Raw genomic sequence first — 24,426 nt, forward strand, 5'->3', positions numbered from 1 at the left:
GCGGCGCGGGGACTGTGGAACGTGGTGCCGCTGTGTCGGCGGCGTCGGTGTCAGGCGGTCAGGTGGTGGGTCCCGCCGGTCACGCGGGTGCGCTTCCCGTCGGGCAGGACGATCTCGGCGGGGACGCCGTCGGGGATCGACACGTCGAGGACGAACGCCCCGGCGTCGTGCGTCCACTCGACCTCGATGCGTCCCGCGCGCGACTCGTAGGCCGCGCGGACGTGGTCGATGCCCGGGCCGGGGACCGGCTGGACGAGGACCTCGGCGTAGCCCGGCGCAGCGGGACGGATGCCGGCGACGACCTGGTAGACCCAGTCGACGACGGCGCCCAGGGCGTAGTGGTTGAAGCTCGTCATCTCGCCCGGGTTGATGGAGCCGTCCGGCAGCATGGAGTCCCACCGCTCCCAGACCGTCGTCGCCCCCATCGTGACCGGGTAGAGCCAGGACGGGCACTCCTTCTCGAGCAGCAGCCGGTACGCCTCCTCGACGTGCCCGGTCTCCGACAGCGCCCAGGTGATGAACGGCGTGCCGGCGAACCCGGTCGTCACCCGGTACCCGCTCTCGCGCACGAGCTCCGCGAGCCGGTCGGCCGCCGCCGCGCGGTCCGCGTCGTCGAGCAGGCCGAAGGCGATGGCGAGCGCGTAGACCGTCGTGCAGTCGGAGGTGACCCTGCCGCCGTCGACGTAGTGCTCGGAGAACGCCGCGCGCGTGCGACGCGCCAGCGCGGCCCACCGCTCCGCGTCGTCCGCCCGGCCGAGCACGCCCGCCGCCTCGGCCGCGAACGTCGCGCTCCGGAACAGGCAGGCCGTCGCGACGACGCCGGGGTCCGCCTTGGCCTTCGCCGGCTCGTGGGGCGACGCGTCGGGGTCGAGCCAGTCGCCGAACTGGAAGCCCTGGTCCCAGAGCCCGGACGGCGACAGCGCCGCCTCCACGGACTCGAGGTGCATGACCATCGCCGGGTAGTGGGCGGCCAGGCGGCTCTCGTCGCCGTACGCCCGCCACAGCGCCTCGGGGACCCAGACGGCGGCGTCGCCCCAGACGGCCGTCGGGGTCGTGTCGAACGGGTTGTCCCAGTGCGACACGTCGCCGTGCTTCATGACCTCGGGGACCACGTACGGCACCGCGCCGCCGGGGGCGTGGCGCGTCTCCTCGGCGAGGTCGAGCAACCACTTGTGCAGGAAGTCCGCCGTGTCGAACTGGAAGGAGGCGGACGCGGCGAACGCCGCGATGTCGCCGGTCCAGCCGAGCCGCTCGTCGCGCTGCGGGCAGTCCGTCGGCACGTCGAGGAAGTTGCCCTTCTGCCCCCACACCGCGTTGTGGACGAGCTGGTTCACGAGCGGGTCGGAGCAGGTGAACTCGCTCGTGCGGCGCATCGCCGAGTGCACGACGACCGCCTCGAGGTCGTCCGTGGTGAGCTCGCCGGGCCAGCCGGTCACCTCGGCGTACCGGAAGCCGTGGAACGTCAGCGTGGGCTCGAAGGAGTCGGTGCCGCCCGAGAGCACGAACGTGTCGGTCGCACGGGCGGACCGCAGGGGCCGCGTCCCGAGCTCGCCGTCCTCGAGGACCTCCGCGTGCCGGACCACGATCTCGGTGCCCTCCGGGCCGCTCACGGTGAAGCGCACCCACCCGACGAGGTTCTGCCCGAAGTCGACGAGCGTGCGGCCGGAGGGCGACGTCCACACGCGCCGGGCGGGGAGGACCTCCTGGCGGACCGTGCGCGGCCCGACCTGCGGCACGAGCACGGAACGGTCGAGGTCGACGACCCGCACGGGGAGCGCGGTCGGTTCCGCGGCACGGAGCCGGGCGTCGATGCGCTGGCCGTCGTAGAGCGAGTTCTCCGTGGTGTCCGAGAGGCGGGCCGTCCACGCGGGCGAGCTGGCGACGGTCTGCACCGTCCCGTCGTCGAACGTCACCTCGAGGACGCCGAGGAACCCGATGTCGGTTCCGTAGCTGGCCTTCGCGCCCTCGAAGCCGAGGTCGCCCCGGTACCAGCCGTTGCCGAGGAGCACCTCGACGACCGTCTCGCGGGGACCTCCGCGCACCAGTGCGGTGACGTCGACGTCCTGGACCTGGAGGCGCCACTCGTACGCGGTCCACCCCGGGCGGAGCACGGCGTCGTCGACCGGCCGGCCGTCCACGCGCGCCTCGTAGACGCCGTGCGCGGTGGACACGAGCCGCGCCGAGCGGACCGCCTCAGGGTCCCGCTCGAGCCGGACCGTGGTGGCCAGCAGGATCGCGCGGCCGCGGTCCGCGTCGGCGGTGATCATCTGTGCCGCGTCCAGCAGGGACACGGGGGCCGTGCTGCTCATCGATCTCCTCACCTCGAGCGCCTGTGCTCGACCCTGTGAACGGGGTCCGGACCTCGTCGTCATCCGTCGACTGCGGCGAACCTAACACGGAATGAATCGGTTCACAACCGTCCTCAGGAAACGAGCGATACCGGTCGTGACAGGGATGTGAACTGTTGGAAATCGCCCGGTCGCGCCGGGACGGGCCCGCGCGCTGCGCGCGGGCTCGGCCCCGTCGCTATGCTGCCGCTGGGTCCACCGACGGACGAGCCTCGCCCGGCGGGTCGACGACCCTGGACCGAGAGGACGACGTGCCCAGGACCACCGCCCCCCGACGCAGCTCCATCGGCGACGTCGCCCGGCTCGCCGGCGTGTCCGTGGGCACGGTCAGCAACGTGCTCAACCGGCCCGAGCGGGTGGCGGAGGCGACGCGCGACCGCGTCCTCGACGCGATCCAGCGCCTCTCGTTCGTGCCGAACGGCTCCGCTCGCCAGCTGCGCGCCGGCACGATCACGACCGTGGGCGCGATCGTCCTGGACATCCGCAACCCCTTCTTCACGGAGGTCGCCCGGGGCATCGAGGACCGCCTGGAGCAGGCCGGTCGCACGCTCATGCTGGCCAGCTCCGACGACGACCCGGAGCGCGAGGCCCGCTACCTGCGCCTCTTCGAGGAGCACGGCGTCTCCGGGCTCCTCGTCGTCCCGACCAGCGACGACCTCGCTCCCCTCCTCCGGCTCGCCGCGCGGGGCGTGAACGTCGTCCTGCTCGACGTCCCGTCCCCGACCACCGCGCTGTCGTCCGTCGCCGTGGACGACCTCGCCGGCGGCAGGGCGGCGGGCGAGCACCTGCTGGACCTGGGCCACGAGGAGATCGTCATGCTCAACGGCCCCCACGCGATCCGCCAGTGCCGCGACCGCCTCGACGGCCTCCGCCGGGCGGTGGAGCGCCGGGGCCTCGACCCTGCTCGTGCCGTGCGCGAGGTCCCGCTCGCGAGCCTCGACGCCAGCGGCGGCGCGGCGGCGTTCGCGCGGCTCCTCGACGAGGGCGAGCCGCCGCGCGCCGTCTTCTGCGTCAACGACCTCGTTGCGATCGGCGTGCAGCGCGAGATCCGCCGCCGCCGGCCGGAGCTGCTCGCGCGCACCGCCCTGGTGGGCTACGACGACATCGAGGTCGCCGCCGAGCTCGCCACCCCGCTGACGTCCGTGCGGCAGCCGACCCACGAGATCGGCTTCCGAGCCGCAGACCTGCTGCTCGCCCGGCGAGCCGAGGGCGACCCCGTCCGCGACCACGTCGTCTTCCAGCCCGAGCTCGTCGTCCGGTCGTCCAGCGTGGCCGCCTGACGTCGCGGAACTAGCCCTTGACGGCGCCGGACGTCATCCCCGCGACGATCTGGCGGTTGAAGAAGATGTACATCACCAGCGGCGGGATCGTGATCAGCAGGACGTCCATGAAGAGCAGGTTCCACTGGTTCAGGCCCTGCGACTGGAAGTTGTACAGCGTGAGCTGCACCGTCGCGTTGTCCGTCCCGGGGAGGAAGTACAGCGCGTAGGTGAAGTCGTTGAAGACCGTCACGGCCTGCACGACGACGACCGTGACGATCACCGGCTGCAGGAGCGGGAAGATCACGCGGAAGAACAGGCGGACCGGGCCGGCGCCGTCGATGAGCGCGGCTTCGTCGAGCTCGCGCGGGATCGACGCCACGAAGGCCCGGAAGAGCAGGATGCAGAACGACAGGCCGAAGGCGACGTGGACCGCGATGAGCCCGGCCATCGTCTTGAAGGCGCCCAGGCCCTGCAGCACCCAGATCGTCGGCACGACGGCCGGCGGGATGATGAGCCCGGCGAGCACCAGGGCGTTCACGACGGGGTTCCACCGGCTGCGGCGCCGCTGGACCACGAACCCCACCATCGCGGCGAGCACGGTCATGATCGCGACGCTCACGACCGTGAGGATCGTCGAGTTCGCGAAGGCGCGGATGAGCACGTAGTCCGAGGTCTGCACCACGTCGACGAGGTTCTCGACGAAGGCCCACTCCGTGGGCAGCGAGAAGGCCAGGAGGGACGCCTCCTGCTGCGTCTTGGACGCCGTGAGGACGACGAAGACGAAGGGGACGACGAAGACGACGACGCTGAGCAGGACGGAGACCGAACCCAGCACGAGCCCCTTGCGATTCACGACTCGATCTCCTTGCGGTTGAGCCACCGGTTGAGCGGGAAGACGATCAGCGCGATCGCGACGAAGAGGACCACGTTGCCCGCCGTCGAGAGGCCGTAGAACCCGGCCTGGTACTGCTTGTAGATCACCGACGCGATGACGTCGCTGCTGAACCCCGGGCCGCCGCGGGTCATGACCCAGATGAGGTCGAACGAGCGCAGGCCGCCGATGAGCGACAGCAGGACGACGGTCACCGTCGCGGGCCGGGCCAGCGGGAGCGTGATGTTCCAGAAGTTCTTCCACGGACCCGCGCCGTCGACGCGCGCCGCCTCGTAGTACTCCTGCGGGATCGTCACGATGCCGGCGATGTAGATGAGCGTCGCGAGGCCGACGCCCTTCCAGACGTCGACGAGCGCGACGGAGAATAGGGCGAGCGACGGGTCCGTCAGCCAGCCGGGACCGGCGACGCCGAACCAGCCGAGGACGGTGTTCACGAGCCCGTCGAACGGGTCGAGCAGCACCTCGAACATGATGCCGACGCCGATGGTGCTCACGAGCACCGGGAAGAACACGACCGACCGCAGGTAGCCGCGCGCCACGATCTGCGAGGTGAGCAGGACCGCCAGCAGGAGCCCGAGCACGACCTTGAGCCCCGACGTGAGGAAGGCGTAGACGAACGTGTTGACGAAGCCGCGGACGAGCGCCGGCTCCTGGAAGAACTGGACGAAGTTGTCGAGGCCGATGAACTCGGCGTCGAACAGGTTCCACCGGGTGAGCGCGAAGTAGAACGACGCCGCCGTGGGGATCGCGAACAGCACGACGTAGAAGACGCCTGCCGGGATGAAGAACCACGTCGGGTACGGGCTGCGCTTGCGTCGCGCGCTCCGGGGCCCCGGGGCCTGGCGGCCCCGGGAGCGGTCGTGGGACGTGCCGTGCGTGTCGGCCGGGGCCGGTTGCACCGTTGCCATGCTCTCTCCTTCACGCGGTGGGGCCCGCCGTCGTCGGCGGGCCCCACGCTCCGAGCCTCGGGCTGCTCTGCCGGGGGACGGCCTACCAGCCCTCGAGCCCGAGCTGCTGCGCCTGCTTCTTCACGTCCTCGTCGTAGAGCGCCGCACCGTCCTGCGCGGAACGGATGCCGGAGCCCACCTCGACGGTGATCTGCTCGAGAGCCGGGCCCTTGATCGGGGAGAGGAACTCGAGCGCGAGGCCCGTGTTGCCCTCGTCCAGGTACGGCTGCATGTCCGAGACGACCGCGGGGACGTCCTCGGGGAGCTCGCACCCGTCGATGACGAACGGACCGCCGAGCGTGATCGTCTCCGCCTGGACCGCGCAGGCCTCCGGCGTCGTGAGCCACGCGACGAACTCCTTGGCGGCCTCGAGCCTCTCCCCCTCGAACGACTTGGGGATGTAGATCCCGTTGGGCATCCACAGCGTGAGGCCGTTGACCGACGGGTCCTCCGACGGGATCGGGAAGGTGCCGAGCGTGTCCGCCGCCTCGGGGAAGTTCTCACCGATCGCGCTGGCGACGTTGCTCGTGAGCATCGGGTAGTGCGCCGCCTCGCCCTCGGCGAGGAGGCGGACCCCGTCGTCGTAGGTGGCGGAGGCGAAGTCCTCGTTCATGACCCCGGCGTCCGCGAGCTCCTGGAGGTGCTCGAAGCCGGCGAGCGCCGGCTGCTCGGCGAACTTCGCCTTGCCCGCCGTGTAGTCCTCCGCCCAGCCCGGCTGGATGGTCTCGACGTTGTAGAAGTCGCCGAGCACGGGAACCTGGGAGGTCCAGGTGTCGCCGTAGGTCTGGACGACGGCGGTGAGGCCCGCGGCCTTGACGGCCTCGTTGTTGGCCATGAACTCGTCCCACGTCGTCGGGATCTCGAGGCCCAGGTCGGCGTAGACGTCCTTGTTGTAGATGATGGCGCCGCCGAAGGACGGGCCGACGGGCGCCCCGTACAGCGCCGTGTCCGTGGAGACCACCGTCTTGAAGTCGTCGCTGACCTTGGACACCCACTCCTCGTCGTCGAGGGGGTGGAAGTTCTGGTCCGGGTTGAGCGCCTGGAACAGGGAGCCGGAGTTGTACCAGAGGAGCTCGTTCATCTCGCCGGTGGCGAGGCGCGTCTTGACGAGGTTGTCGCCCTCCGACCCGCCCGGGTGGGTCTCGACCTCGATCGTCACGTCGGGGTTGGCGTCGGCGTAGGCCGCGGCGATGCCCTCCCACAGGTCGATCGAGTTCGGTGCCGTGTCGATGTAGACGGTCAGGGTCGAGGCGTCCTCGGACCCGCCCCCTCCCGTCGAGCACCCCGCCAGGACGACGGACGCCGAGAGCGCCAGGGCCCCTGCTGCCGTGAGTCGGGTCCGAACGTTCACGCTTTACCTCCTCGTAAAGTCACCGCACCGGCAGCGCCGCCAGGTGAAGGATGCAGTTGAAGCGATTCACTGCTCATCGTCAGGCTAGGTGGACCTCACCTGCGGTGTCAACAGACGTGCCGGATCGATACCGTTCCGCGACCTCGAGACCCTTGACGACGCGGGGTACGGGAGCCGGTTCGCTCGTGCGGCCCGGCGATCGCGAGGGCTGCGAGCGCCGGTTCCGCCAGCACGTGCCGCGCACCACGGTGAAGCGGTTCAAGGCTAGGCTCGGGGACGCGACGTCGCGGCCCGCGCGACGGACGCCCGACGCCCTCGCGACGACAGGACCGAACGACCATGACGTGCGACCCCGGCCCCGCGGCCGACGGAGACCTCGACGAGCGCTCCGGGCCCGCGCCCGGCGACCGCTCCCGGACGGCCCCGCGAGGAGCCCGTGAGATCCTCCGCCGCTTCCGGGACGTCAGCCCGGACCCCTATCCCGACGTCCTCGTCGACGAGGACGCCGTCTCCTGGCTCCACGCGGCCGGGCAGTACGAGCTCGGCACGCTGCACCACCTCGTCGCCGAGGGCAGGGCCGCGAACCGGCACGTCGACTACCCGGCGACGTTCGCCAGCGTCGCGCCGCGGACGACGTTCCGCTCCGGCCCCCTGCCCGGCGGGGCGCTGACGATCTCCACCTCCGGGCCGGCCGTCGTGGAGGTGCTGCCTCCGCCCTCGTCCCGGGACGGCGAGGCCACCGCCTCGTCCGCGGGCGAGCCGTGCGCCGTCCTCCCCGCTCCCACCACCGCGCACGCGCTCCGGGTCGCCGCGGGCGACCGGCTGGTGGTCACGGTGACCGCGCCTCCTGACGGCGCCGCGAGCCTCGGGGTCCACGGCGCGACGTCCGACCAGGGATGGCAGTGCCGCACCACCGACGACGCACCGTGGGAACCCGTCCACGTCCGGCGTGGCGGCTCCGCACCGGCCTTCGCCGCGCCCGAGCCGACGACGGACGTCCCCCTCGCCGAGGTCGCACCCGGCCTGTTCGCCGCGCCGGCGCCCGCCCTCGGCCGCGTCGTGGTGCGCGCCGCGACCGAACCGGTGCTCGTCACGGGCGAGTCGGCCGCGGAGGCGCTGGGCGACCCGGAGCAGGGCGAGTCGCGGTGCGACGTCGTGCTCCGCGCACCCGGCGAGTGGGTGAGCCGGCACCGCCTGGGGCTGCGGTACGCGAGCGTCCGGGACGCCACCGCGACGTCCGTCCACGTGGAGGCATCGACGCGTCCCGTGCCGCGCCGGGGCGCCTTCGTGTGCGACGACGCCCGCCTCACCGACATCTGGGCGTCGGCCGCGCTGACCCTCCGGCTGTGCATGCAGCGGCTCATGGTCGACGGGATCAAGCGCGACCGGATGCCGTGGATCGGCGACATCGGCCTGAGCCTCGCCTCGAACGCGTACGCCTTCGCCGACCCGGAGGTGGTGCGGTCCAGCCTCCGCGCGCTCGGGTCGCCGCGCTCGCACCTCATCAACGGGATCTCCGACTACTCGCTGTGGTGGGTGATCTCGCACGAGCTCTTCCACCGCCACTTCGGCGACACCGCGTTCCTCGCCGAGCAGGCCGACGCGCTGGACGCGTTCGTCCGGCGTCTGGCGACGGACGCCGACGACGACGGCGTCCTGCGCCCGCGGCCGGACACCGAGGCGTTCCCCGAGGCGGGGCCGGGCGCCGTCCTGCTCGACTGGGGGGTCACGTTCGAGCCCGGTCGCGACCCGGTCGCGCTCCAGGTCCTGTGGTGCCGGGCGCTGCAGGCCGCGGCGGACGTCCTGGGAGCGGTCGGCCACGCGGGCGCGGCGACCTGGGCCGACCTCGCCGCCCGGGTCAGGAGCACGCTCCGCGCCCGGGGCCGGGACGGGGAGACGGGGGTGTGGCGCACGTACCTCGACCAGCAGGAGGGCGGGGCGGACCACTACGCGAACCTCCTCGCGGTGCATGCCGGACTCTTCGACGGCCCGGTGCCGGAGCCCGCCCTCACGGCGATCGCCGAGGCGGAGATCCGGACCCCGTTCATGCGCTCGCTCGCGCTGGGTGCCCTCGGGCTCGCGGGGAGACGTCACGACGCCGTCGAGGAGCTCGCGGCGGCGTGGGGCCCCATGCTCGACGCGGGGTCCGTGACGTTCTGGGAGGAGTTCTCGCTCCCGGGCGAGGACCCGACGGCGATGTACGGGCGGCCGTTCGGGAAGAGCCTCTGCCACGGCTGGGCGAGCGGACCGGTCGCCGCCCTCCCCGAGCTGGTCCTCGGCCTGGTCCCGCTCGAGCCGGGATGGCGGGAGTTCTCCGTCCGTCCCGAGCTCGGCGACCTCGGCTGGGCGGCTGCCGTGGTGCCCGTCGCCGGCGGCGAGATCGCCGTCACGGCGTGGGCCGGCGGGCGCGTCGTGGTGGACGTCCCGGCGGGTCATGCGCTCCGCACGCCCACCGGCCGCCACGTCGGACCGTCGAGTGTCGACCTGGACGGGTCCTGAGGCGGCAGGTCTCGCCCCGGCCGGGCGCGGACGCCCGTCGCCGGCTCAGCCTGTCGGGAGGCCGGCGCGCCCCAGCTGTGCCTCGAGGTGGAACACCTCGTCGAGCACGACGAAGCCCTCGTCCGGGCTCCCGTCGGCGACGAAGAAGTCGCCCATCGCCGCCTGCCAGCGCGCGTTGACGTCCGTGCGCGCCATCGCCTCCTGGGCCGCCGCGTAGTCGTCGGTCTCGAGGAACCCGACGAGGAGGCCGTCCGGGCGCAGGAACAGGTGGTAGTCGCGCCACCCGGCGTCGCGCAGGGCCTCGAGCATCTCGGGCCAGACCGCGGCGTGGGCGGTGCGGTACTCGTCGAGACGGTCCCGACGCACCTGGGACGTGAAGCAGACGCGGGCGGGACGGCGGTCGGGCATCGTCGGCCTCCGGGTCGGGTGGGTACCGCTGACGGGCGGTGGATCGGTTCGGCAGCCTAGCCGGTCGTCACGCCGTCCGAGATCCGCGCGGACGACGACTACTCGGCGAACGAGCACACCTGGAGCAGCGTCCCGTCGGGGTCGCGGAAGGTGAACTCCGCGAACGACGCGCTGACGCGCTGCACGGGGTCGACGTCCACGCCACGGTCGGCCAACCAGGCGTGCGCCGCCTCGGCGTCCGCGACGTAGAAGTTGAAGGCCGGGAAGTCGCGCGGCACCGGGGTGCCGTCGTGCGAGCCGGGACCGAGCAGCGTCAGCGCGGTCTGGTCGACGTCGAACGCGACGATGTCCTCCGCACGGAACCGCACGCGCAGGCCCAGCACGTCCCGGTACCAGGTCTCCGCCCGGGCGAGGTCCGACGTCCGGACGAACACCGTGTCCACACGCGCCAGCGGACCCCGCGACGCATGCTCGGCGCCCGTGGTGCGGTCCTCGCGGGAGCCCGGCGAGGCGTCCGCGGCCCCGGCCGGCGGCGGCGTCCCGCGCCGGCCGCACCCGAAGGTGATCGCGTACCCGTCGGGGTCGACGACGGTGACGGTCCGGAACGTCGCGCCGTCGCTGTGGACCACCTCGTCCGGCCCGGCGGTCACCGCCGCACCCGCGGCGCGCAGCTCGTCGACCAGGCGGGGGAAGTCGTCGAACTCGACGAACACGTACGAGTCCCAGGCCTCGCGCGGGCCTGACCAGTCGGTGGGATACGTGTCCCGCTCGGCAGGCCGGGAGTTGGGCCGCACGTCCTCGGGACGCGCGGCCGCCTGCAGCAGCAGGTTCAGCGCTCCCCGGACGGCGTGGCCCCACGCGTCGACCTCGCACCCCAGCACGTCCCGGTACCAGCGCTGGGCGACGTCGAGGTCGCGGACGAGCCGCACCTGGCGATGACCCGTCAGGGGCACACGCTCGTGCTGGGCGGGTGGGGTCGCAGTGGGCTGCACGCGAGCTCCTGTCTCCGCGGACGCTCGCGCGCCCGTGGTCCGATGTGCTGGGACGTCCTCACGACGACCGTGGTGACCACGGAGGACACGTGGACGGTACGGACGGCGGGGAACGGACGGCGGACCGCCGGACGAACGGCCGGTGAACGTGCGGTGGCCGTGCCGGCGGGTCGACCGCACGCACGTCGGACCGTCCGACGCAGGCGCTAGGTTGCCGCACATGAGCCCCTCTCCCCTGACCAACCGGATCGGGCAGGTCTTCGTGCCCGTCCGGGACATGCCGGCGGCCGTGGCTTGGTACAGCGCCCTGCTGGGACTGCCCCCGGGCGCCGCGACGCACGAGGACCGGATCTACGACCTGCCCGCGCAGGGTGAGGTGGGGATCGCGCTCGACGCCCATCAGCCGGCGTTCACCGCCGACGGGCCCCCGCGGTTCTTCTGGTGGGTGGAGGACCTGGCCGCCGTGCGCGAGCACCTCGTCGCGCTCGGGGTGGAGCTCGTGGGGGACGTCACCGACATCGGGTCGGTCGCGATCCTCCAGTTCCGCGACCCGGACGGGAACCTGCTCATGGCCTGCGCTCGCCAGCCCCCTCTCGAGACCGCCGGCCGGTCGTAGGAGCAGCGACGACGCCCGCACGGTGACGGTCGCGCGCTCGGAGCGCCCCACGCACGCAGGAGGGCGGCGAACGCCTCGTGGGTGGGACCGGCGGTCATGACGACGCCCAGGCCTTGCGCTCTGCCGCGGGCAGCTTCTCGACGGCGGCGCGCAGCGTCGCGGGCGGCATCGCGGCGGCGTGCTCGTCCAGGAAGGCGCGGAACCGCTCGGGCTCGACGTCGCCCACGACCCGCAGCATCCACCCGACGCCCTTCTGCACGAACGGCGCGGGATCGTCGCGCAGGCGCTCGGCGAGGGCGAGCGTGTCGTCGACCTGGCCCTGGCGCAGGAACGCGGCCGTCGCGACGACCGCCGCGCGCCGTCGCGGCCAGTCGGGCGCGGCGGCGAGCTCGTAGAGCGGGTCGCGCGGCCGGTCGAGCAGCCACGTGCCGAGCACCTGGTGGGCCGTCAGGTCGACGAGGTCCCACGTGTCCACGCGGTCGTGGCGCCGCAGGAGCAGCGCGACGAGCTCGGCGTGCCGCTCGGGCACGACACGGCGCGCGGTCGCGGCCTTGCCCATGATCGAGCACGCGCCGGCGCGGACCTCGTGCACGCGGTCGTCGAGCAGGGCCTCGATCTCCGCGACCGGCAGGTCGATCGCCGCCTTCGCGAGCGTGAAGACGTCGCCCATGCGGACCCCGACGAACGAGTCGTCGCCGGGGAAGAAGCGCGCGTACTTCCGGCGCTGCTCCGCGGTCGCGAGCGTGAGCAGCGCGGCCCGGAACTCGGCCGCCGTCCGCGGCGAGGCGGACGGCGTCGCGGGCCGGGACGAGCCCGCGCGTGCGGCGGCCCGTCCCGCGGTCCCCGGGGGTGCGTTCCTCCTGGCGGGCATGGTCTCGCTCCTCCGTCCTTCGGTCCCTCGTGGCCCGGCGCGGCCGTCAGCGCGGCGCCATGCGGATGGCGCCGTCGAGGCGGATCACCTCGCCGTTGAGCATGGGGTTCTCGACGACGGCCCGGACGAGCTGTGCGTACTCCTCCGGCCGGCCGAGGCGGCTCGGGTGGGGCACCTGCGCCGCGAGCGACTCCTGCGCCGCCTCGGGCAGCGACGCCATCATGGGGGTGCTGAAGATCCCCGGGGCGATCGTCGCCACCCGGATGCGGTGCTGCGCGAGGTCGCGCGCGAGCGCGAGCGTCATCCCGGCCACGCCCGCCTTCGACGCCGCGTACGCGGCCTGCCCCACCTGCCCGTCGTACGCCGCGACCGAGGCGGTGTGGACGAGCACGCCGCGCTCCTCGCCGTCGGGCCCGAGCGGGTCGAGGCGCAGCATGCGCTCGGCCGCGAGGCGCGCGACGTTGAACGTGCCGACGAGGTTGACGTCCAGGACACGGCGGAACGCGTCGAGCGCGTGGACCCCGTGCTTCCCCAGCACGCGCCGGGCCAGCACGATCCCGGCACAGCTCACGACGACGCGCGCCCCGCCGAGGGCGTCGGCGGCGTCGAGCGCCCGCGCGACGTCGTCCTCGCTGGTGACGTCCGTGGGGACGAACCGCGCCGCGTCGCCGAGCGCGTCGGCGACCGCCGCGCCGTCGGACGACGCGAGGTCCGCGACGACGACGCGCGCCCCCGCCGCGACGAGACCTTCCGCCGTCGCCCGCCCGAGCCCCGAGGCCCCGCCCGTCACGAGCGCCACCGTGCCGTCGATCCGCATGCCGTGCTCCTCCGCTCCGTCGCCGTCGACCGGACCGCTCCCTGCGCCACCGCGTCATCGCCGGGCAGGCAGCCGGGCACGTGGCCCGACGTCAGCCTAACCAGGCAGGATGGGGGCGACCCACGACAGGAGGCGACGGTGAGCCTGTACGACATCCCCTTCCGGGCGACGGACGGATCGACGCGCACGCTGGGCGAGCACCGGGACGACGTGGTCATGGTCGTCAACGTCGCGTCGCGCTGCGGGCTCGCGCCGCAGTACGCGACGCTCGAGAGGCTGCAGCGGACGTACGGGGACCGCGGGTTCCAGGTCGTCGGCTTCCCCAGCAACCAGTTCCTGCAGGAGCTCGGCAGCAACGACGCGATCCAGGAGTTCTGCTCGACGACGTACGGCGTCACGTTCCCCGTGGTGGACCGCGTGCGCGTCAACGGGCGGCACGAGCACCCGCTGTACACCGAGCTCAAGAAGACGCCCGACGCCGACGGCAGGGCCGGGCGCGTGACGTGGAACTTCGAGAAGTTCCTCGTGGTGCCCGGCGGCGAGGTGCACCGGTTCCGGCCGCGCACCGAGCCGGACGACCCGGCGATCGTCGGGCTGGTCGAGAAGCACCTGCCGCGCTGAGCGGCCGCCGCTCAGGCCGTCGTCGCGGACGCGGTCGGCGCGGTCGCGGCCGGCCGCGGCACGTCCTCCGGGCCGGTGCGCAGCGCCACGATGGCGACGTCGTCCTCCCCGCGGCCCGGCAGCATGCGCGCGATGGCCGTCTTGACGACCTCCTGCACCGTGAGGGCGTGCGTGCCCTCGAGCGCGCGGGCCAGCTCGTCGAGGTCCTCCCGGACGCTGCGGTCCCGGCGCTCGACGAGCCCGTCCGTGTAGAGCACGAGCGTCTCGTCGGGGTGCAGCTCGACCGTGCGCTCGTGCCGCACGGTGGTGGGGACCAGGCCGAGCGGCAGGTCGCTGTCCAGAGAGAGGATGTCGACGCGGCCGTCGGCGCGGACCAGCAGCGGGGGCAGGTGTCCCGCGCTCGACCACCGCACGGTGCGCAGGTCGTGCCGGAGCTCGTGCTCGCTCTGCTCGATGCGCGCGACGATCGCGGTCGCGATCGCCGCCGGCCCCAGCGCCAGGCCTTCGATGGCGGCGTCCACGCGCTCGAGGACCCGTGCGGGGGACTCGCCGCTGTCGTAGCCGATCGCACGGACGAGCCCGCGGAGCTGGCCCATCGTCACGGCAGCCGTCAGGTCGTGGCCGACCACGTCCCCGATCACGAGGGTCGTGGCACCGTCGCGGTTCACGAACGCGTCGTACCAGTCGCCGCCGATGTCGCGCTCGAGCGCGGCGGGCTGGTAGTGCACGGCCACCTCGAGATGGTCGGGGTGCGGCGGGTCCGTCAGCACCGCCTGCTGCAGCGCGAGCGAGACCTCGCGGACGCGCGCCATCTCCCGCTCGGAGCGCCTCGCGCGCTGGCGCAGCGCGTCGAGGGTGCTGCGCAGCCGCACGGCGTCCCGCAGCGCGGCCCCGATGGTCGAGGCGAGCACCGACAGGTAGCGCGCGTAGTCACCGTCCCAGGGGCGGCCGGGCGCGGCACGGAGCACGACGACGCCCGCGATCCCGCCGCGGCTCGGGTCGCGCAGCGGCTTGACGACGATGCCGTCGGCGACCTCGCGCTGCCGGGTGTCGAAGGCGCGCCGGACGCGGCGCTCCTCGTCGTCGTCCGCCGTGGCACCCGACTGCAGGACGAGCTGGGGCCCGTCGTCGGCGACGTCGTAGAACGCGGCGCGCGCGATGTCCGTGCACTCGCCGAGCACCGAGACCACGGGGCGGGCGAACGAGCGCAGGTCACCGAACCGGGTGGGCAGGGCGGCGTGCAGCTCGCCGAGCGTCACGAGGCGCCGCTGGTTCACGACCTCCTGGGTCGTCTCGGTCGCGATGTCGAGGACCCCGGCGATCCGCCCGTCGTCGTCGCGCAGCGCGCTGTAGGAGAAGGTGAAGAACGTCTCCTCGTCGAAGCCGGAGCGGTTCATGACGAGGCGCAGGTCCTCGTGCCACGTCGCCTGCCCCGTGCGGAGCACGTCCTCGAACAGCGGGCCGACGTCGTCCCAGATCTCGCGCCAGACGACCGGGGCCGGCGCACCCATGGCGCCCGCGTGCTTGTCCGTGCCGAGGACCTGCCGGAAACCGTCGTTGTACAGGATCGTCAGCTCCGGGCCCCAGACCATCATGATCGGGAACCGCGACGAGAAGCACAGCTGCACGGCGTGACGCAGGGCGTTCGACCACGTGCCCGGGTGCCCGAGCGGGGTGTCCTCCCACGCGACCGCGCGCGCCTCTCGGCCGACGGCGCACTGCGCCGTCGCCTCGACGAACCACTCCGCATCCATCCGAGAATCGTACGGGCCGGGTGCGCTGCCACTCACGCCTCGAGACGGCCGGCGCTCCGCGTCGCGGTCCGCGGCGGCCGTCCGCTCAGGCAGGAGCGTGCCCCTCGTGCGGCGCACGGGCGCCCTGCTCCCCCGGCTCCGCGGGCAGGCGCCGCGGCGACAGCTCCGGCGACGGCACGACGACCGCGTCCTCGACCTTCCAGTCCAGCGCCAGCACCGCCTCTCGCGCGTCGACCAGCTCCGCGAGGGTCGGCTGGTGCCCGTCGTGCGGCACGACGAACGCCTCGACGTGGAAGACGTGCCCCATGTCCCGCACCCGTGACCCTGCCTGCGCGACCCAGGGCAGCGATGCCAGCCGCCGGTCGATCTGCCCGACGAGCGGGTGGGTGTCGTCCCCGTCGTAGGTCTCGGCGCGCGCGTCCATGAGCGCCCGGACGGCGACCCGGAGGTTGCGCACGCCGTCGTGGAGGATGCTGCCCGAGATGAACAGCGCGGCGGCGGCGTCCGCCCACCAGAGCCCCACCCCGATCCCGAGGATGCCGACGATCCCGCCGACCGCCGTCATCCAGTCGGCCTTGTTCATGTCTGCGTCCGCGTACAGGACGCGGTCGTGCAGCGCCTCGGCCAGCGGCATCTTCGCGCGTCCGAGCAGCACCGGCGGCACGGCCGTGTAGGCCAGGACGGCGATCATGAGCCATCCGGACCAGACGACGTGGCCGCCGACCTCGATCAGCCCGACGGGCGGGTGCTCGCCCGCGATCAGGCCTGACGCCGAGTCCCAGACGAGCAGGGCGCCCATGGTGAACAGCGCCGTGGCGGCCACGAGATGGCCCACGCCGACCGAGCGGTGGTAGCCGTAGGGGTGCCGGGCGCTGGGCCGCCGGCCCGCGACGCGGACGGCGACGAGGAAGGCGATCGGCGGGATGAAGGACAGCATGTCCTCGGCCCACGCCGCCTTCATGGCCTGCGAGCTGCCCATGACGAGGTAGGTCCCGGTGACCGCGGTGACGAGGAAGGCGATGGTGAGCCACGCCAGGCGCTTGGCGCGGCGCAGCGCCGCGTCCTGGGGCTCCGGCAGCTCGGTGTGCCCGAACCGCGCGCTCATCGCGGCAGGTCCTGGTCGAGGAGGAAGCGCTCGAGCTCCACGAGGAAGGCGTTCTCCCCCATCGGCGCGGCCATCACGTGCAGCTCCTCCCTGCCACGGTCGTCGGTCGTGATCGTGTACCGGTACGTGAGCGCCGCCTTGTCGGCCCACGGCGACCGGGCCGTGAGACCGCCGACGACGAGATCGAGCTCGCCGTCCTCGAGCCGCCCGACGAGGTCCTCCTCGCCGCCCGGCTCCCACCGGACCTCCGCGCCGACCGTCGCGGCGAAGTCCTCCACGAGGTCGACCTCGAGACCGGTCGGGTCGCCGTCCGGGCCGTCGGGCAGCTCGGTCCACGGCGGGTTCGGCGAGACCCCGACGCGCAGCGTGCCGCCCGTGACGCGGTCGAGCGTCCCGTCCGGGTCGGTGGGGATCGTGGTCGCGCACCCGCTCGCCACGGCGACCGCGACCCCGGCGGCCACGGCCGCCCGCGCGACGGCGGGGAATGTGCCGCGCCCCGGGGAAAAGCGCGAGGAAGAGAACCGCCCGGTCACGACGAACCTCCAATTCTGCGTCCCCCGCGCGCGGCGGGGAAATGCTCTCCACGGCGCCGTGGCACGCATTTTCGGCCGACGGTCCGCTGCTCGCCACCCGCGGAGGGACCGGCGTTGACCCGCCACCATAGCCCCGGTCGGGCCCGCACCGCCTGTCGTGGCGACCGCGCCGGAATACGCGTGCCGGAAATGCACCCGGCGGTACCGCGACCGGTTCGGAGCGCATTCCTCGGCGGCTTTTCCTACCGTGGTGGGGTGAGCGTCGTGCACACGGTCGGGCACTCCACGCGGAGCATCGACGAGTTCGTCACCCTGCTGCGGGACCACGGGGTGCGACGGCTCGTCGACGTGCGGACCGTGCCGAAGTCGCTCCGGAACCCGCAGTTCCACCGCGACGCGCTCGCGCCGAGCCTGCGCGCGCACCGGATCACCTACCGGTGGGCGAAGCCGCTCGGCGGGCTGCGCCGCACGCGCCCCGACAGCGAGAACGGCGCGTGGCGCAACGCGTCGTTCCGCGGGTACGCGGACCACATGCAGACGCGCGAGTTCCAGGACGCCGTCGACGACCTCGTGGCCCGCTCCCACCACGACGACCTGGTCATCATGTGCGCCGAGGCGGTGCCGTGGCGCTGCCACCGCTCGCTGATCGGGGACGCGCTCGTCGTCCGCGGCGTCGAGGTGCGCGACATCGTCTCGCCCGGCCCGGCGCGCCCCCACACGCTCACCTCGTTCGCGCGCGTGGACGGGACGCGGGTCTGGTACCCGCCGGAGGCCGACGACGGTCCTTGAGCCAGGACGGTGCGCCAGGACGGAGCGCCAGGTCAGTGCGCCGGCATCGCCAGGCAGCCGCCGTCCGCGATCGGGCCGCCGGCCTCGAGCGTGACGCCGTCCGGCGCGACTCCGCCGAAGACGCACCCGCCCGGCACGCTCACGCCCACGCCGAAGCTCGTCGCGACCAGGCCGAGCGGCGAGGTCTCCGGTGTCACGGCCGCATCGGTGAAGCCCGCCGCGCGGAGCGCCGCCACGACCTCGTCGCGGTCCAGCGGTTCGCCGGTGACGAGCGGCACCAGCGCCGACTCGACGGCCGGGACCGACTGCGCCGCGAGCGCGTCGCCCTCGGGCGTGCCGGCGCGCTGCCGGTACGCCTCGTTCGCCCGCATCGCGGCCTCGCCGTCGTACGGCGCGCACGTCGTGCCCGACGCCGGGTCCCCGCCTCCTGCGTCGTCCGTCCCGGTCTCGGGGCACGCGCCGGTGACCGTCGCCGACGGCGAGACGGCCGGACCGGGCGCGGTCGCGTCGTCGTACGCGTCGCTCCAGGCACCGACGCCCACGACGAGGAGGACGAACCAGCCGAGGAGGGCGGCGACGCCCAGGCCGAGGGTCCACGCGACGACGCGCGCGACCCGTCCCGGCACCGACGAGGTCTCTCCGTCCACGCAGGCACCCTGGCACACGGCACGGGACGCGCGGAACGCGTCGTGGCCCGATCTGCACGACATCGGCACACGGGCCCGCCGTGCCGGCGGCGGCCGGATGCCGCAGGCTGCGGGGAGGCACCGAGAACGAGGAGGACCCATGCGGGGAGTGATCCTGCACGGCCCGGGCGACGTCCGCGTCGAGGACCGGGAGCGACCGGAGGTCGTGGAAGCGACCGACGCGGTCATCCGGGTCACGGCCGCGTGCATCTGCGGGTCGGACCTGTGGCCGTACCGCGGCGCCGAGCGGGTCGACCGCCCGCAGCCGATGGGCCACGAGTACGTCGGCGTCGTCGAGGAGGTGGGCGACGCCGTGACGAGGATCCGGGTCGGCGACCACGTGGTCGGGTCGTTCATCGCGTCCGACGACACGTGCGAGATCTGCCGGGCCGGCTACCAGTCCCGCTGCGTGCACTCCGTCCCCATGGGCAGGCTCGGCAGCCAGGCCCAGTACCTGCGCGTGCCCCTCGCGGACGGCACCCTCGTCGCGACGCCGGGCGAGCCGGACCCGGAGATCGTCCCGTCCCTGCTCGCCGCGTCCGACGTGCTCGGCACCGGCTGGTTCGCCGCGGTGGCCGCGGAGGTCGGTCCGGGCAAGACGGTCGCCGTCGTCGGCGACGGCGCCGTCGGCCTGCTCGGCGTCCTGGCGGCCCGGGAGCTGGGCGCCGAGCGGATCGTCGCGATGTCCCGGCACGCCGACCGCCAGCGGCTCGCGCGCGAGTACGGCGCGACGGACGTCGTCACCGAGCGCGGCGACGAGGGCGTGGCCCGGATCAAGGAGCTCACGGGCGGGCTCGGGGCGCACTCGGTGATCGAGGCCGTCGGCACGCAGGAGTCGATGACGCAGGCGATCCGCGCGACGCGCCACGGCGGGCACGTCGGGTTCGTCGGCGTCGCGCACGACGTCGAGCGCTCCGGCGACGAGCTCTTCGTCGCCACCGTGCACCTGCACGGCGGCCCCGCCCCCGTGCGCCGCTTCCTGCCGGACCTCGTCCGCCGGATCTGGGACCGGGAGCTCGACGCGAGCGGCGTCTTCGACCTCACGCTCCCGCTCGAGGAGGCCGCCGAGGGCTACCGGGCCATGGACGAGCGCCGCGCGATCAAGGTGCTGCTCACGCCGTGACCGCCGCCCTCGCGGCGCCCGGTTCGTCCGGCTCGAGAAGCGGCTCGGAGTGTGAGAAGTGGTCGGCGGTGCTTCACTGGCGGCGACGTCGGGCGACCGCCCTGGCGCCACGAGCAGCGCGGACGCGACCGCACCCGGGGGCGTCCCGTGGATCTCCCGAGGAGGCTCACCATGGCACGACGACGCGGCAGCGCCGCCGCACGGACCGGCGCCGTGGTCGGCGCGCTCGCCCTCGCGGCGGGCTGCGCCCAGGGGACGGGCGAGACCGACGCGGAGATCGACTTCTCGGCGGAGGGGTCGGGCTCGGGGGAGCTGTCCGTCATGGGGTTCGGCACGGGCGACGAGATCGGCGAGGTCCGGTACGAGCGGGCGGTGCAGGGCCTCGACGGCGTGGACGTGCGGCTCTCGGAGGGCGAGCTCGACATCCAGGCCTTCCTGTCCGCCGTCGCGTCCGGCAACCCGCCGGACGTCGTCTACGCGAACCGCGACCAGATCGGCACGTTCGCCTCGCGCGACGCGATCCTCCCGCTCGACGAGTGCATCGACGCGGAGGGCGTCGACATGGACGCCTTCGTCGACTCGGCGGTCGAGCAGGTGACGTTCGCGGGCAGCGTCTACGGGATCCCCGAGTTCAACCAGGTCCAGGTCACCATGGCGAACGCCGACCTCCTCGACGCGGCGGGGCTCACGGTGGAGGACGTGAACGGCTCCGACCGCGAGGCGGTCACCGCGGCGAACGAGGCCCTGATGCGGGCCGACGGCGGCACGCTCAGCGTCATCGGCTACGACTCGAAGCTCCCCGAGTTCCTGCCGCTGTGGGCCAAGGCGGCGGGCGCCGACATGCTGTCCGAGGACGGGCGCACCGCGCAGCTCGACAGCCCGGAGGTGGTCGAGTCCCTGGGGTGGGCCGTCGGCGTCTACGACGCGCAGGGCGGTTTCCCCGCGGTGAAGACGTACCGCGACTCGGCGGACTTCTTCGGCTCCGGCAACCAGTTCGCCACGGGCGTGCTCGGCGCGATGCCGATGGAGCAGTGGTACATCAACGTCCTCGCCGAGTCCTCGCCCGACGCCCCCATGGCGTTCGACGCGGTGCGCACGCCCGACGGCGAGCCGATCGCCTTCGCGTCCGGGTCCGCGTGGGCGGTGCCGCGCGGGAGCGAGAACCCGGCGGCCGCGTGCCGGTTCGCGCGGCTCATGACCGAGACGGACGCGTGGACGGAGGCCGCGCAGGCCCGCGCGGACGCGCGTGCGGAGGAGGGCCTCGTCTTCACCGGTGTGCTGACGGGCAACGAGGAGGCCGACGAGCTGATCCGCACCGAGCTCGTGCCCGACGACGCGCCCCAGCCGTGGCAGGACGCCATCGACGCGATGTACGCGGCGAACGACGCGACGTTCGCCCTGCCCGCCAACCCCGCGGACAACGAGTTCGAGACCGCGTGGCAGGACGCCGTGAACCGCGTGCTCAACGGCCAGCAGGCGCCGGCCGACGCGATGGCGCAGGCGCAGGAGGAGGCGCAGGCCGCCCTCGACGACGCGTGGGCGCAGTGGGACGAGGAGGAGTGACGTGGCCGCGGTCGAGGCCACCGCGCCCGGGCCTGCCGCGGCGCCGCCGGCCAGGAGCCGTGCGCCGCGCCGACGCCGGTTGACCCCGAGCGGGCGGCGCGAGCGCAACGCGGCGCTGCGGTTCATCAGCCCGTGGATCGTCGGGTTCCTCGTCTTCACCGCGTGGCCGATCCTGTACAGCGCGTACCTGTCCCTCACGGACTACGACGTCATCAACGACCCGACGTTCGTCGGTCTCGAGAACTACCGCGAGATGGCGCAGGACCCGAAGGTGGCACTGTCGCTGTGGAACACGCTCGTGTACACGGTGCTGCAGGTGCCGCTCTACACGGTCCTCGCGCTCGGGCTCTCGATCCTGCTCAACCAGGCGGGGCGCTCGGCCGGCTTCTTCCGCACGGCGTTCTTCATCCCCAAGATGACGCCGCCCGTCGCCGTCGGCGTGCTGCTCCTGCTGCTGTTCAACGGGCAGTACGGCGTGGTGAACGAGGTGCTGTCGTGGTTCGGGATCCAGGGGCCGTCGTGGACCACCGACCAGGACTGGATCAAGCCCGGCCTCGTGCTCATCAGCCTGTGGACCGTGGGCTCGGCCGTCATCATCCTGCTCGCCGCGCTCCGCAACGTCCCGCAGGACCTGTACGACGCGGCGCGCGTCGACGGCGCGGGCTTCTGGCGGCGCACCGGCACCGTCACCGTCCCGATGATCAGCGGCGCGATCTTCTTCGTCGTCGTGGTGAACACGATCGCCGGCTTCCAGATGTTCACGGAGGCGTACGCGGCGTACTTCGGTGCCGGGAACTCGACGTACCGCAACGACGCCGCGCTCTTCTACGTCATCTACCTCTTCCAGGAGGGCTTCCAGGAGCTGCACATGGGGTACGCGTCGGCGCTGGCGTGGCTGCTGTTCGTCGTCATCATGCTCGTGACGCTCGTCCAGCTCCTCGTGTCGCGACGCCTCGTGTACTACGAGGGAGAACAGCGATGAGCGGCGCAGCGGTGCGGGGCGCGGCGGTGGACGGAGCAGACCGGTGACCGCCGCACCCCCGCGGCCGGCGGTCTCCGGCCCGGGCGCGGCGCCGGACCCGACCACCGGCGCGCCCGTCGTCGTCGGCCCTCCCCCGCCGCCCCGCGGCACCCGGGCGGGCCGCAGCCCGCGACGGCGCGTCGTGCGCGTCCTCGTGCTCGTCGCGCTCCTCGTCGCGACGGCGGTGTTCGTCTACCCGCTGCTGTGGCTGCTCGCCGCGTCGTTCAAGCCGCGTGCCGACGTCTTCGACAACCGGTTGGTCCCGTCCACGTTCACGCTCGACAACTACGTGACGGTCTGGCAGGAGGCGCCGCTCGCGCTGTGGCTCGGCAACACGGTCGTCGTGACCGTGCTCGCCGCCGGCACCGTGACCGTCTCGAGCGCGCTCGTCGCGTGGGGATTCGCGTACTTCCGCTTCCCGGGGCGCGGGCCGCTGTTCGGCCTCGTGCTCGCGACGATGATGCTGCCCGGCGCGGTGACGCTCATCCCGACGTTCCTCATCTGGAACCAGCTCGGGTTCGTGGGGACCAACGTGCCGCTGTGGGCGGGCAACCTCTTCGGCAGCGCGTTCTACATCTTCCTGCTGCGCCAGTTCTTCCTCGGGCTGCCGCGCGAGCCGTTCGAGGCGGCGCGGCTCGACGGGGCGAACAACTGGCAGCAGTTCTGGCGGATCGCCGTCCCGCTGTGCCGGCCCGCGCTCGTGCTGACCTTCCTGTTCGAGGCGCAGGCGTCGTGGACCGACCTCATGCGCCCGCTCATCTACCTGCAGGACTCGTCGACCTTCACCATCCCCCGCGGCCTCAAGGCGCTCGTCGACCAGTTCGGCCCGGGCGGCGAGTCGCAGTGGGAGGTCGTCGTCACCGCCTCGGTGATCACGACGGTCCCCATGATCCTGCTCTTCTTCCTGGGCCAGCGGCACTTCGTCGAGGGCGTCGCGACGACCGGGAGCAAGGGCTGACCGAGAGAACGACCGAACCCCAGCGGAAGGAGCGACCATGCGAGCGCTGACCTGGCAGGGCCGCGAGCACGTGAGCGTCGAGGACGTCCCGGACCCGCGCGTCGAGGAACCCACGGACGCCGTCATCCGGGTGACGTCGACCGCGATCTGCGGGTCCGACCTGCACCTGTACGGGGTGCTGGGCATGTTCCTCGACCGCGGCGACGTGCTCGGGCACGAGGCGATGGGCGTCGTCGAGGAGGTCGGCCCGGAGGCGGGCGACCTGAAGATCGGCGACCGCGTCGTCGTGCCCTTCAACATCGCGTGCGGGCGCTGCTGGATGTGCGAGCGCGGGTTGCAGACCCAGTGCGAGACGACGCAGGTGCGGTCCCAGGACAAGGGTGCCGCGCTCTTCGGGTACACCAGGCTGTACGGGCAGGTGCCCGGCGGGCAGGCGCAGTACCTGCGCGTGCCGCAGGCGCACTACGGGCCGGTCGTCGTGCCGCACGACGGCGCGCCCGACGAGAAGTACCTCTACCTGTCGGACGTCGTCCCGACGGCGTGGCAGGCCGTCGAGTACGCGGACGTGCCGGAGGGCGGGAGCGTCGTCGTGCTGGGCCTGGGGCCGATCGGCCAGATGTCGGCGCGCATCGCGCGACACCGTGGCGCGGGGCTCGTCGTCGGGATCGACATGGTGCCCGAGCGGCGTGCCATGGCCGAGCGGCACGGCGTCCGGACGATCGACCCGTCCGCCGTCGACGACCTGCGCTCCGTCGTCCTCGACCTCACGGGCGGGCGCGGCCCCGACTCGGTGGTCGACGCCGTCGGCATGGAGGCGCACGGCTCGCCCGTCGCCGAGACGACGCAGAAGGTCGTCGGCCTCCTGCCGGACGCGGTCGCCGCGCCGCTCACCGAGCGGGCCGGCACCGACCGCCTCGCCGCCCTGTACACGGCGTTCTCGCTCGTGCGCCGCGGCGGCACCGTCTCGCTCTCGGGCGTGTACGGCGGTGCGAAGGACCCGCTGCCGATGATGCAGCTCTTCGACAAGCAGCTCACGATCCGCATGGGGCAGGCGAACGTGCGGCGGTGGACGGACGACGTCCTGCCGCTCGTGCAGGACCCGGCGGACCCCCTCGGGGTGCTCGACCTGCGCACGCACCGCGTGCCGCTCGAGAAGGCCCCGGAGGCGTACCGCACGTTCCAGCGCAAGGAGGACGGCTGCATCAAGGTCGTGCTCGACCCCTGGGACGACACCGCCGCGTGAGCCGGCCCCGGTGAGGTCGGCGCGCCG

Annotated in this window: 22 protein-coding genes; 10 read left to right on the forward strand and 12 right to left on the reverse strand. The window is 73.4% G+C overall.

Translation table 11 applies throughout. From position 1 onward, the window contains the following. Nucleotides 1-50 precede the first annotated feature (50 nt). Complete coding sequence (locus tag JZ5iCDA_RS00935) at nt 51-2,309, reverse strand: family 78 glycoside hydrolase catalytic domain (RefSeq protein ID WP_069385399.1); 2,259 nt, start codon at nt 2,307-2,309, stop codon at nt 51-53. 290 nt (nt 2,310-2,599) lie between these two features. Here JZ5iCDA_RS00935 and JZ5iCDA_RS00940 point away from each other — a divergent pair, with 290 nt between their 5' ends. Beyond that, nucleotides 2,600-3,628: a LacI family DNA-binding transcriptional regulator gene (locus JZ5iCDA_RS00940; protein WP_069385400.1), complete on the forward strand. Its 1,029-nt coding sequence runs from the start codon at nt 2,600-2,602 to the stop codon at nt 3,626-3,628. Nucleotides 3,629-3,638: 10 nt separating this feature from the next. Here the strand turns inward: JZ5iCDA_RS00940 and JZ5iCDA_RS00945 are convergent, their stop codons facing one another. The 3 genes from JZ5iCDA_RS00945 to JZ5iCDA_RS00955 all read right to left on the reverse strand — a co-directional run bounded on the left by JZ5iCDA_RS00945 (nt 3,639) and on the right by JZ5iCDA_RS00955 (nt 6,800). Further along, nucleotides 3,639-4,463, reverse strand: coding sequence for a carbohydrate ABC transporter permease (locus tag JZ5iCDA_RS00945; RefSeq protein ID WP_083259512.1), 825 nt, complete (start codon nt 4,461-4,463; stop codon nt 3,639-3,641). Next, nucleotides 4,460-5,410 (reverse strand): carbohydrate ABC transporter permease, encoded by a 951-nt coding sequence (locus JZ5iCDA_RS00950; protein ID WP_069385402.1) that lies wholly within the window; start codon nt 5,408-5,410, stop codon nt 4,460-4,462. Before JZ5iCDA_RS00950 ends, JZ5iCDA_RS00945 begins: the two co-directional genes overlap by 4 nt. Nucleotides 5,411-5,492: 82 nt before the next feature. Beyond that, entirely contained in the window at nt 5,493-6,800 is a 1,308-nt protein-coding gene (locus JZ5iCDA_RS00955; RefSeq protein WP_069385403.1) for an ABC transporter substrate-binding protein, read from the reverse strand. 339 nt (nt 6,801-7,139) lie between these two features. Here JZ5iCDA_RS00955 and JZ5iCDA_RS00960 point away from each other — a divergent pair, with 339 nt between their 5' ends. After that, a complete protein-coding gene (locus JZ5iCDA_RS00960; protein ID WP_069385404.1) occupies nt 7,140-9,299 on the forward strand; it encodes an alpha-L-rhamnosidase C-terminal domain-containing protein in 2,160 nt (719 codons plus the stop codon). A 45-nt stretch (nt 9,300-9,344) separates the two neighbouring features. On the opposite strand, the gene JZ5iCDA_RS00965 is transcribed toward JZ5iCDA_RS00960, so the two are convergent. Both JZ5iCDA_RS00965 and JZ5iCDA_RS00970 read right to left on the reverse strand, forming a co-directional pair. Further along, nucleotides 9,345-9,707: an L-rhamnose mutarotase gene (locus JZ5iCDA_RS00965; RefSeq protein WP_069385405.1), complete on the reverse strand. Its 363-nt coding sequence runs from the start codon at nt 9,705-9,707 to the stop codon at nt 9,345-9,347. A gap of 98 nt (nt 9,708-9,805) precedes the next feature. Next, nucleotides 9,806-10,699: a VOC family protein gene (locus tag JZ5iCDA_RS00970; protein WP_171905261.1), complete on the reverse strand. Its 894-nt coding sequence runs from the start codon at nt 10,697-10,699 to the stop codon at nt 9,806-9,808. Nucleotides 10,700-10,919: 220 nt separating this feature from the next. Here JZ5iCDA_RS00970 and JZ5iCDA_RS00975 point away from each other — a divergent pair, with 220 nt between their 5' ends. Further along, on the forward strand, nt 10,920-11,315 hold the full coding sequence (locus JZ5iCDA_RS00975; RefSeq protein ID WP_069385407.1) for a VOC family protein: 396 nt from the start codon (nt 10,920-10,922) through the stop codon (nt 11,313-11,315). Nucleotides 11,316-11,409: 94 nt separating this feature from the next. Here the strand turns inward: JZ5iCDA_RS00975 and JZ5iCDA_RS00980 are convergent, their stop codons facing one another. Then, a complete protein-coding gene (locus tag JZ5iCDA_RS00980; protein WP_083259513.1) occupies nt 11,410-12,186 on the reverse strand; it encodes a DNA alkylation repair protein in 777 nt (258 codons plus the stop codon). A gap of 46 nt (nt 12,187-12,232) precedes the next feature. Then, nucleotides 12,233-13,003, reverse strand: coding sequence for an SDR family NAD(P)-dependent oxidoreductase (locus tag JZ5iCDA_RS00985; RefSeq protein ID WP_069385408.1), 771 nt, complete (start codon nt 13,001-13,003; stop codon nt 12,233-12,235). Nucleotides 13,004-13,141: 138 nt separating this feature from the next. On the opposite strand from JZ5iCDA_RS00985, the gene JZ5iCDA_RS00990 reads away from it, so the two are divergent. Further along, complete coding sequence (locus JZ5iCDA_RS00990; protein WP_069385409.1) at nt 13,142-13,624, forward strand: glutathione peroxidase; 483 nt, start codon at nt 13,142-13,144, stop codon at nt 13,622-13,624. A gap of 11 nt (nt 13,625-13,635) precedes the next feature. On the opposite strand, the gene JZ5iCDA_RS00995 is transcribed toward JZ5iCDA_RS00990, so the two are convergent. The 3 genes from JZ5iCDA_RS00995 to JZ5iCDA_RS01005 form a co-directional block, all read right to left on the reverse strand. Next, nucleotides 13,636-15,378, reverse strand: coding sequence for a PP2C family protein-serine/threonine phosphatase (locus tag JZ5iCDA_RS00995; protein WP_069385410.1), 1,743 nt, complete (start codon nt 15,376-15,378; stop codon nt 13,636-13,638). An 85-nt stretch (nt 15,379-15,463) separates the two neighbouring features. Then, a complete protein-coding gene (locus JZ5iCDA_RS01000) occupies nt 15,464-16,483 on the reverse strand; it encodes a cation transporter (protein ID WP_083259514.1) in 1,020 nt (339 codons plus the stop codon). Beyond that, nucleotides 16,480-16,944, reverse strand: coding sequence for a transporter substrate-binding domain-containing protein (locus tag JZ5iCDA_RS01005; RefSeq protein ID WP_253181900.1), 465 nt, complete (start codon nt 16,942-16,944; stop codon nt 16,480-16,482). Before JZ5iCDA_RS01005 ends, JZ5iCDA_RS01000 begins: the two co-directional genes overlap by 4 nt. A 327-nt stretch (nt 16,945-17,271) precedes the next feature. Here JZ5iCDA_RS01005 and JZ5iCDA_RS01010 point away from each other — a divergent pair, with 327 nt between their 5' ends. Next, on the forward strand, nt 17,272-17,805 hold the full coding sequence (locus JZ5iCDA_RS01010; RefSeq protein WP_069385411.1) for a DUF488 domain-containing protein: 534 nt from the start codon (nt 17,272-17,274) through the stop codon (nt 17,803-17,805). A 32-nt stretch (nt 17,806-17,837) separates the two neighbouring features. On the opposite strand, the gene JZ5iCDA_RS01015 is transcribed toward JZ5iCDA_RS01010, so the two are convergent. Next, entirely contained in the window at nt 17,838-18,452 is a 615-nt protein-coding gene (locus JZ5iCDA_RS01015) for a DUF6993 domain-containing protein (RefSeq protein ID WP_069385412.1), read from the reverse strand. A gap of 139 nt (nt 18,453-18,591) precedes the next feature. Here JZ5iCDA_RS01015 and JZ5iCDA_RS01020 point away from each other — a divergent pair, with 139 nt between their 5' ends. The 5 genes from JZ5iCDA_RS01020 to JZ5iCDA_RS01040 all read left to right on the forward strand — a co-directional run bounded on the left by JZ5iCDA_RS01020 (nt 18,592) and on the right by JZ5iCDA_RS01040 (nt 24,399). Beyond that, entirely contained in the window at nt 18,592-19,614 is a 1,023-nt protein-coding gene (locus JZ5iCDA_RS01020; RefSeq protein ID WP_069385413.1) for a zinc-dependent alcohol dehydrogenase family protein, read from the forward strand. Between the two features lie 171 nt (nt 19,615-19,785). Beyond that, on the forward strand, nt 19,786-21,177 hold the full coding sequence (locus JZ5iCDA_RS01025) for an ABC transporter substrate-binding protein (RefSeq protein ID WP_069385414.1): 1,392 nt from the start codon (nt 19,786-19,788) through the stop codon (nt 21,175-21,177). Nucleotide 21,178: 1 nt separating this feature from the next. After that, complete coding sequence (locus tag JZ5iCDA_RS01030; RefSeq protein WP_083259517.1) at nt 21,179-22,159, forward strand: carbohydrate ABC transporter permease; 981 nt, start codon at nt 21,179-21,181, stop codon at nt 22,157-22,159. Nucleotides 22,160-22,202: 43 nt separating this feature from the next. Further along, nucleotides 22,203-23,156 (forward strand): carbohydrate ABC transporter permease, encoded by a 954-nt coding sequence (locus JZ5iCDA_RS01035; protein WP_083259518.1) that lies wholly within the window; start codon nt 22,203-22,205, stop codon nt 23,154-23,156. Between the two features lie 37 nt (nt 23,157-23,193). Continuing rightward, entirely contained in the window at nt 23,194-24,399 is a 1,206-nt protein-coding gene (locus tag JZ5iCDA_RS01040; protein WP_069385415.1) for a zinc-dependent alcohol dehydrogenase, read from the forward strand. Nucleotides 24,400-24,426: the final 27 nt, after the last annotated feature.

Origin of the sequence: Cellulosimicrobium cellulans, from assembly GCF_001722485.1 — a bacterium.
GTDB classification, from domain to species: Bacteria; Actinomycetota; Actinomycetes; order Actinomycetales; family Cellulomonadaceae; genus Cellulosimicrobium; species Cellulosimicrobium cellulans_A.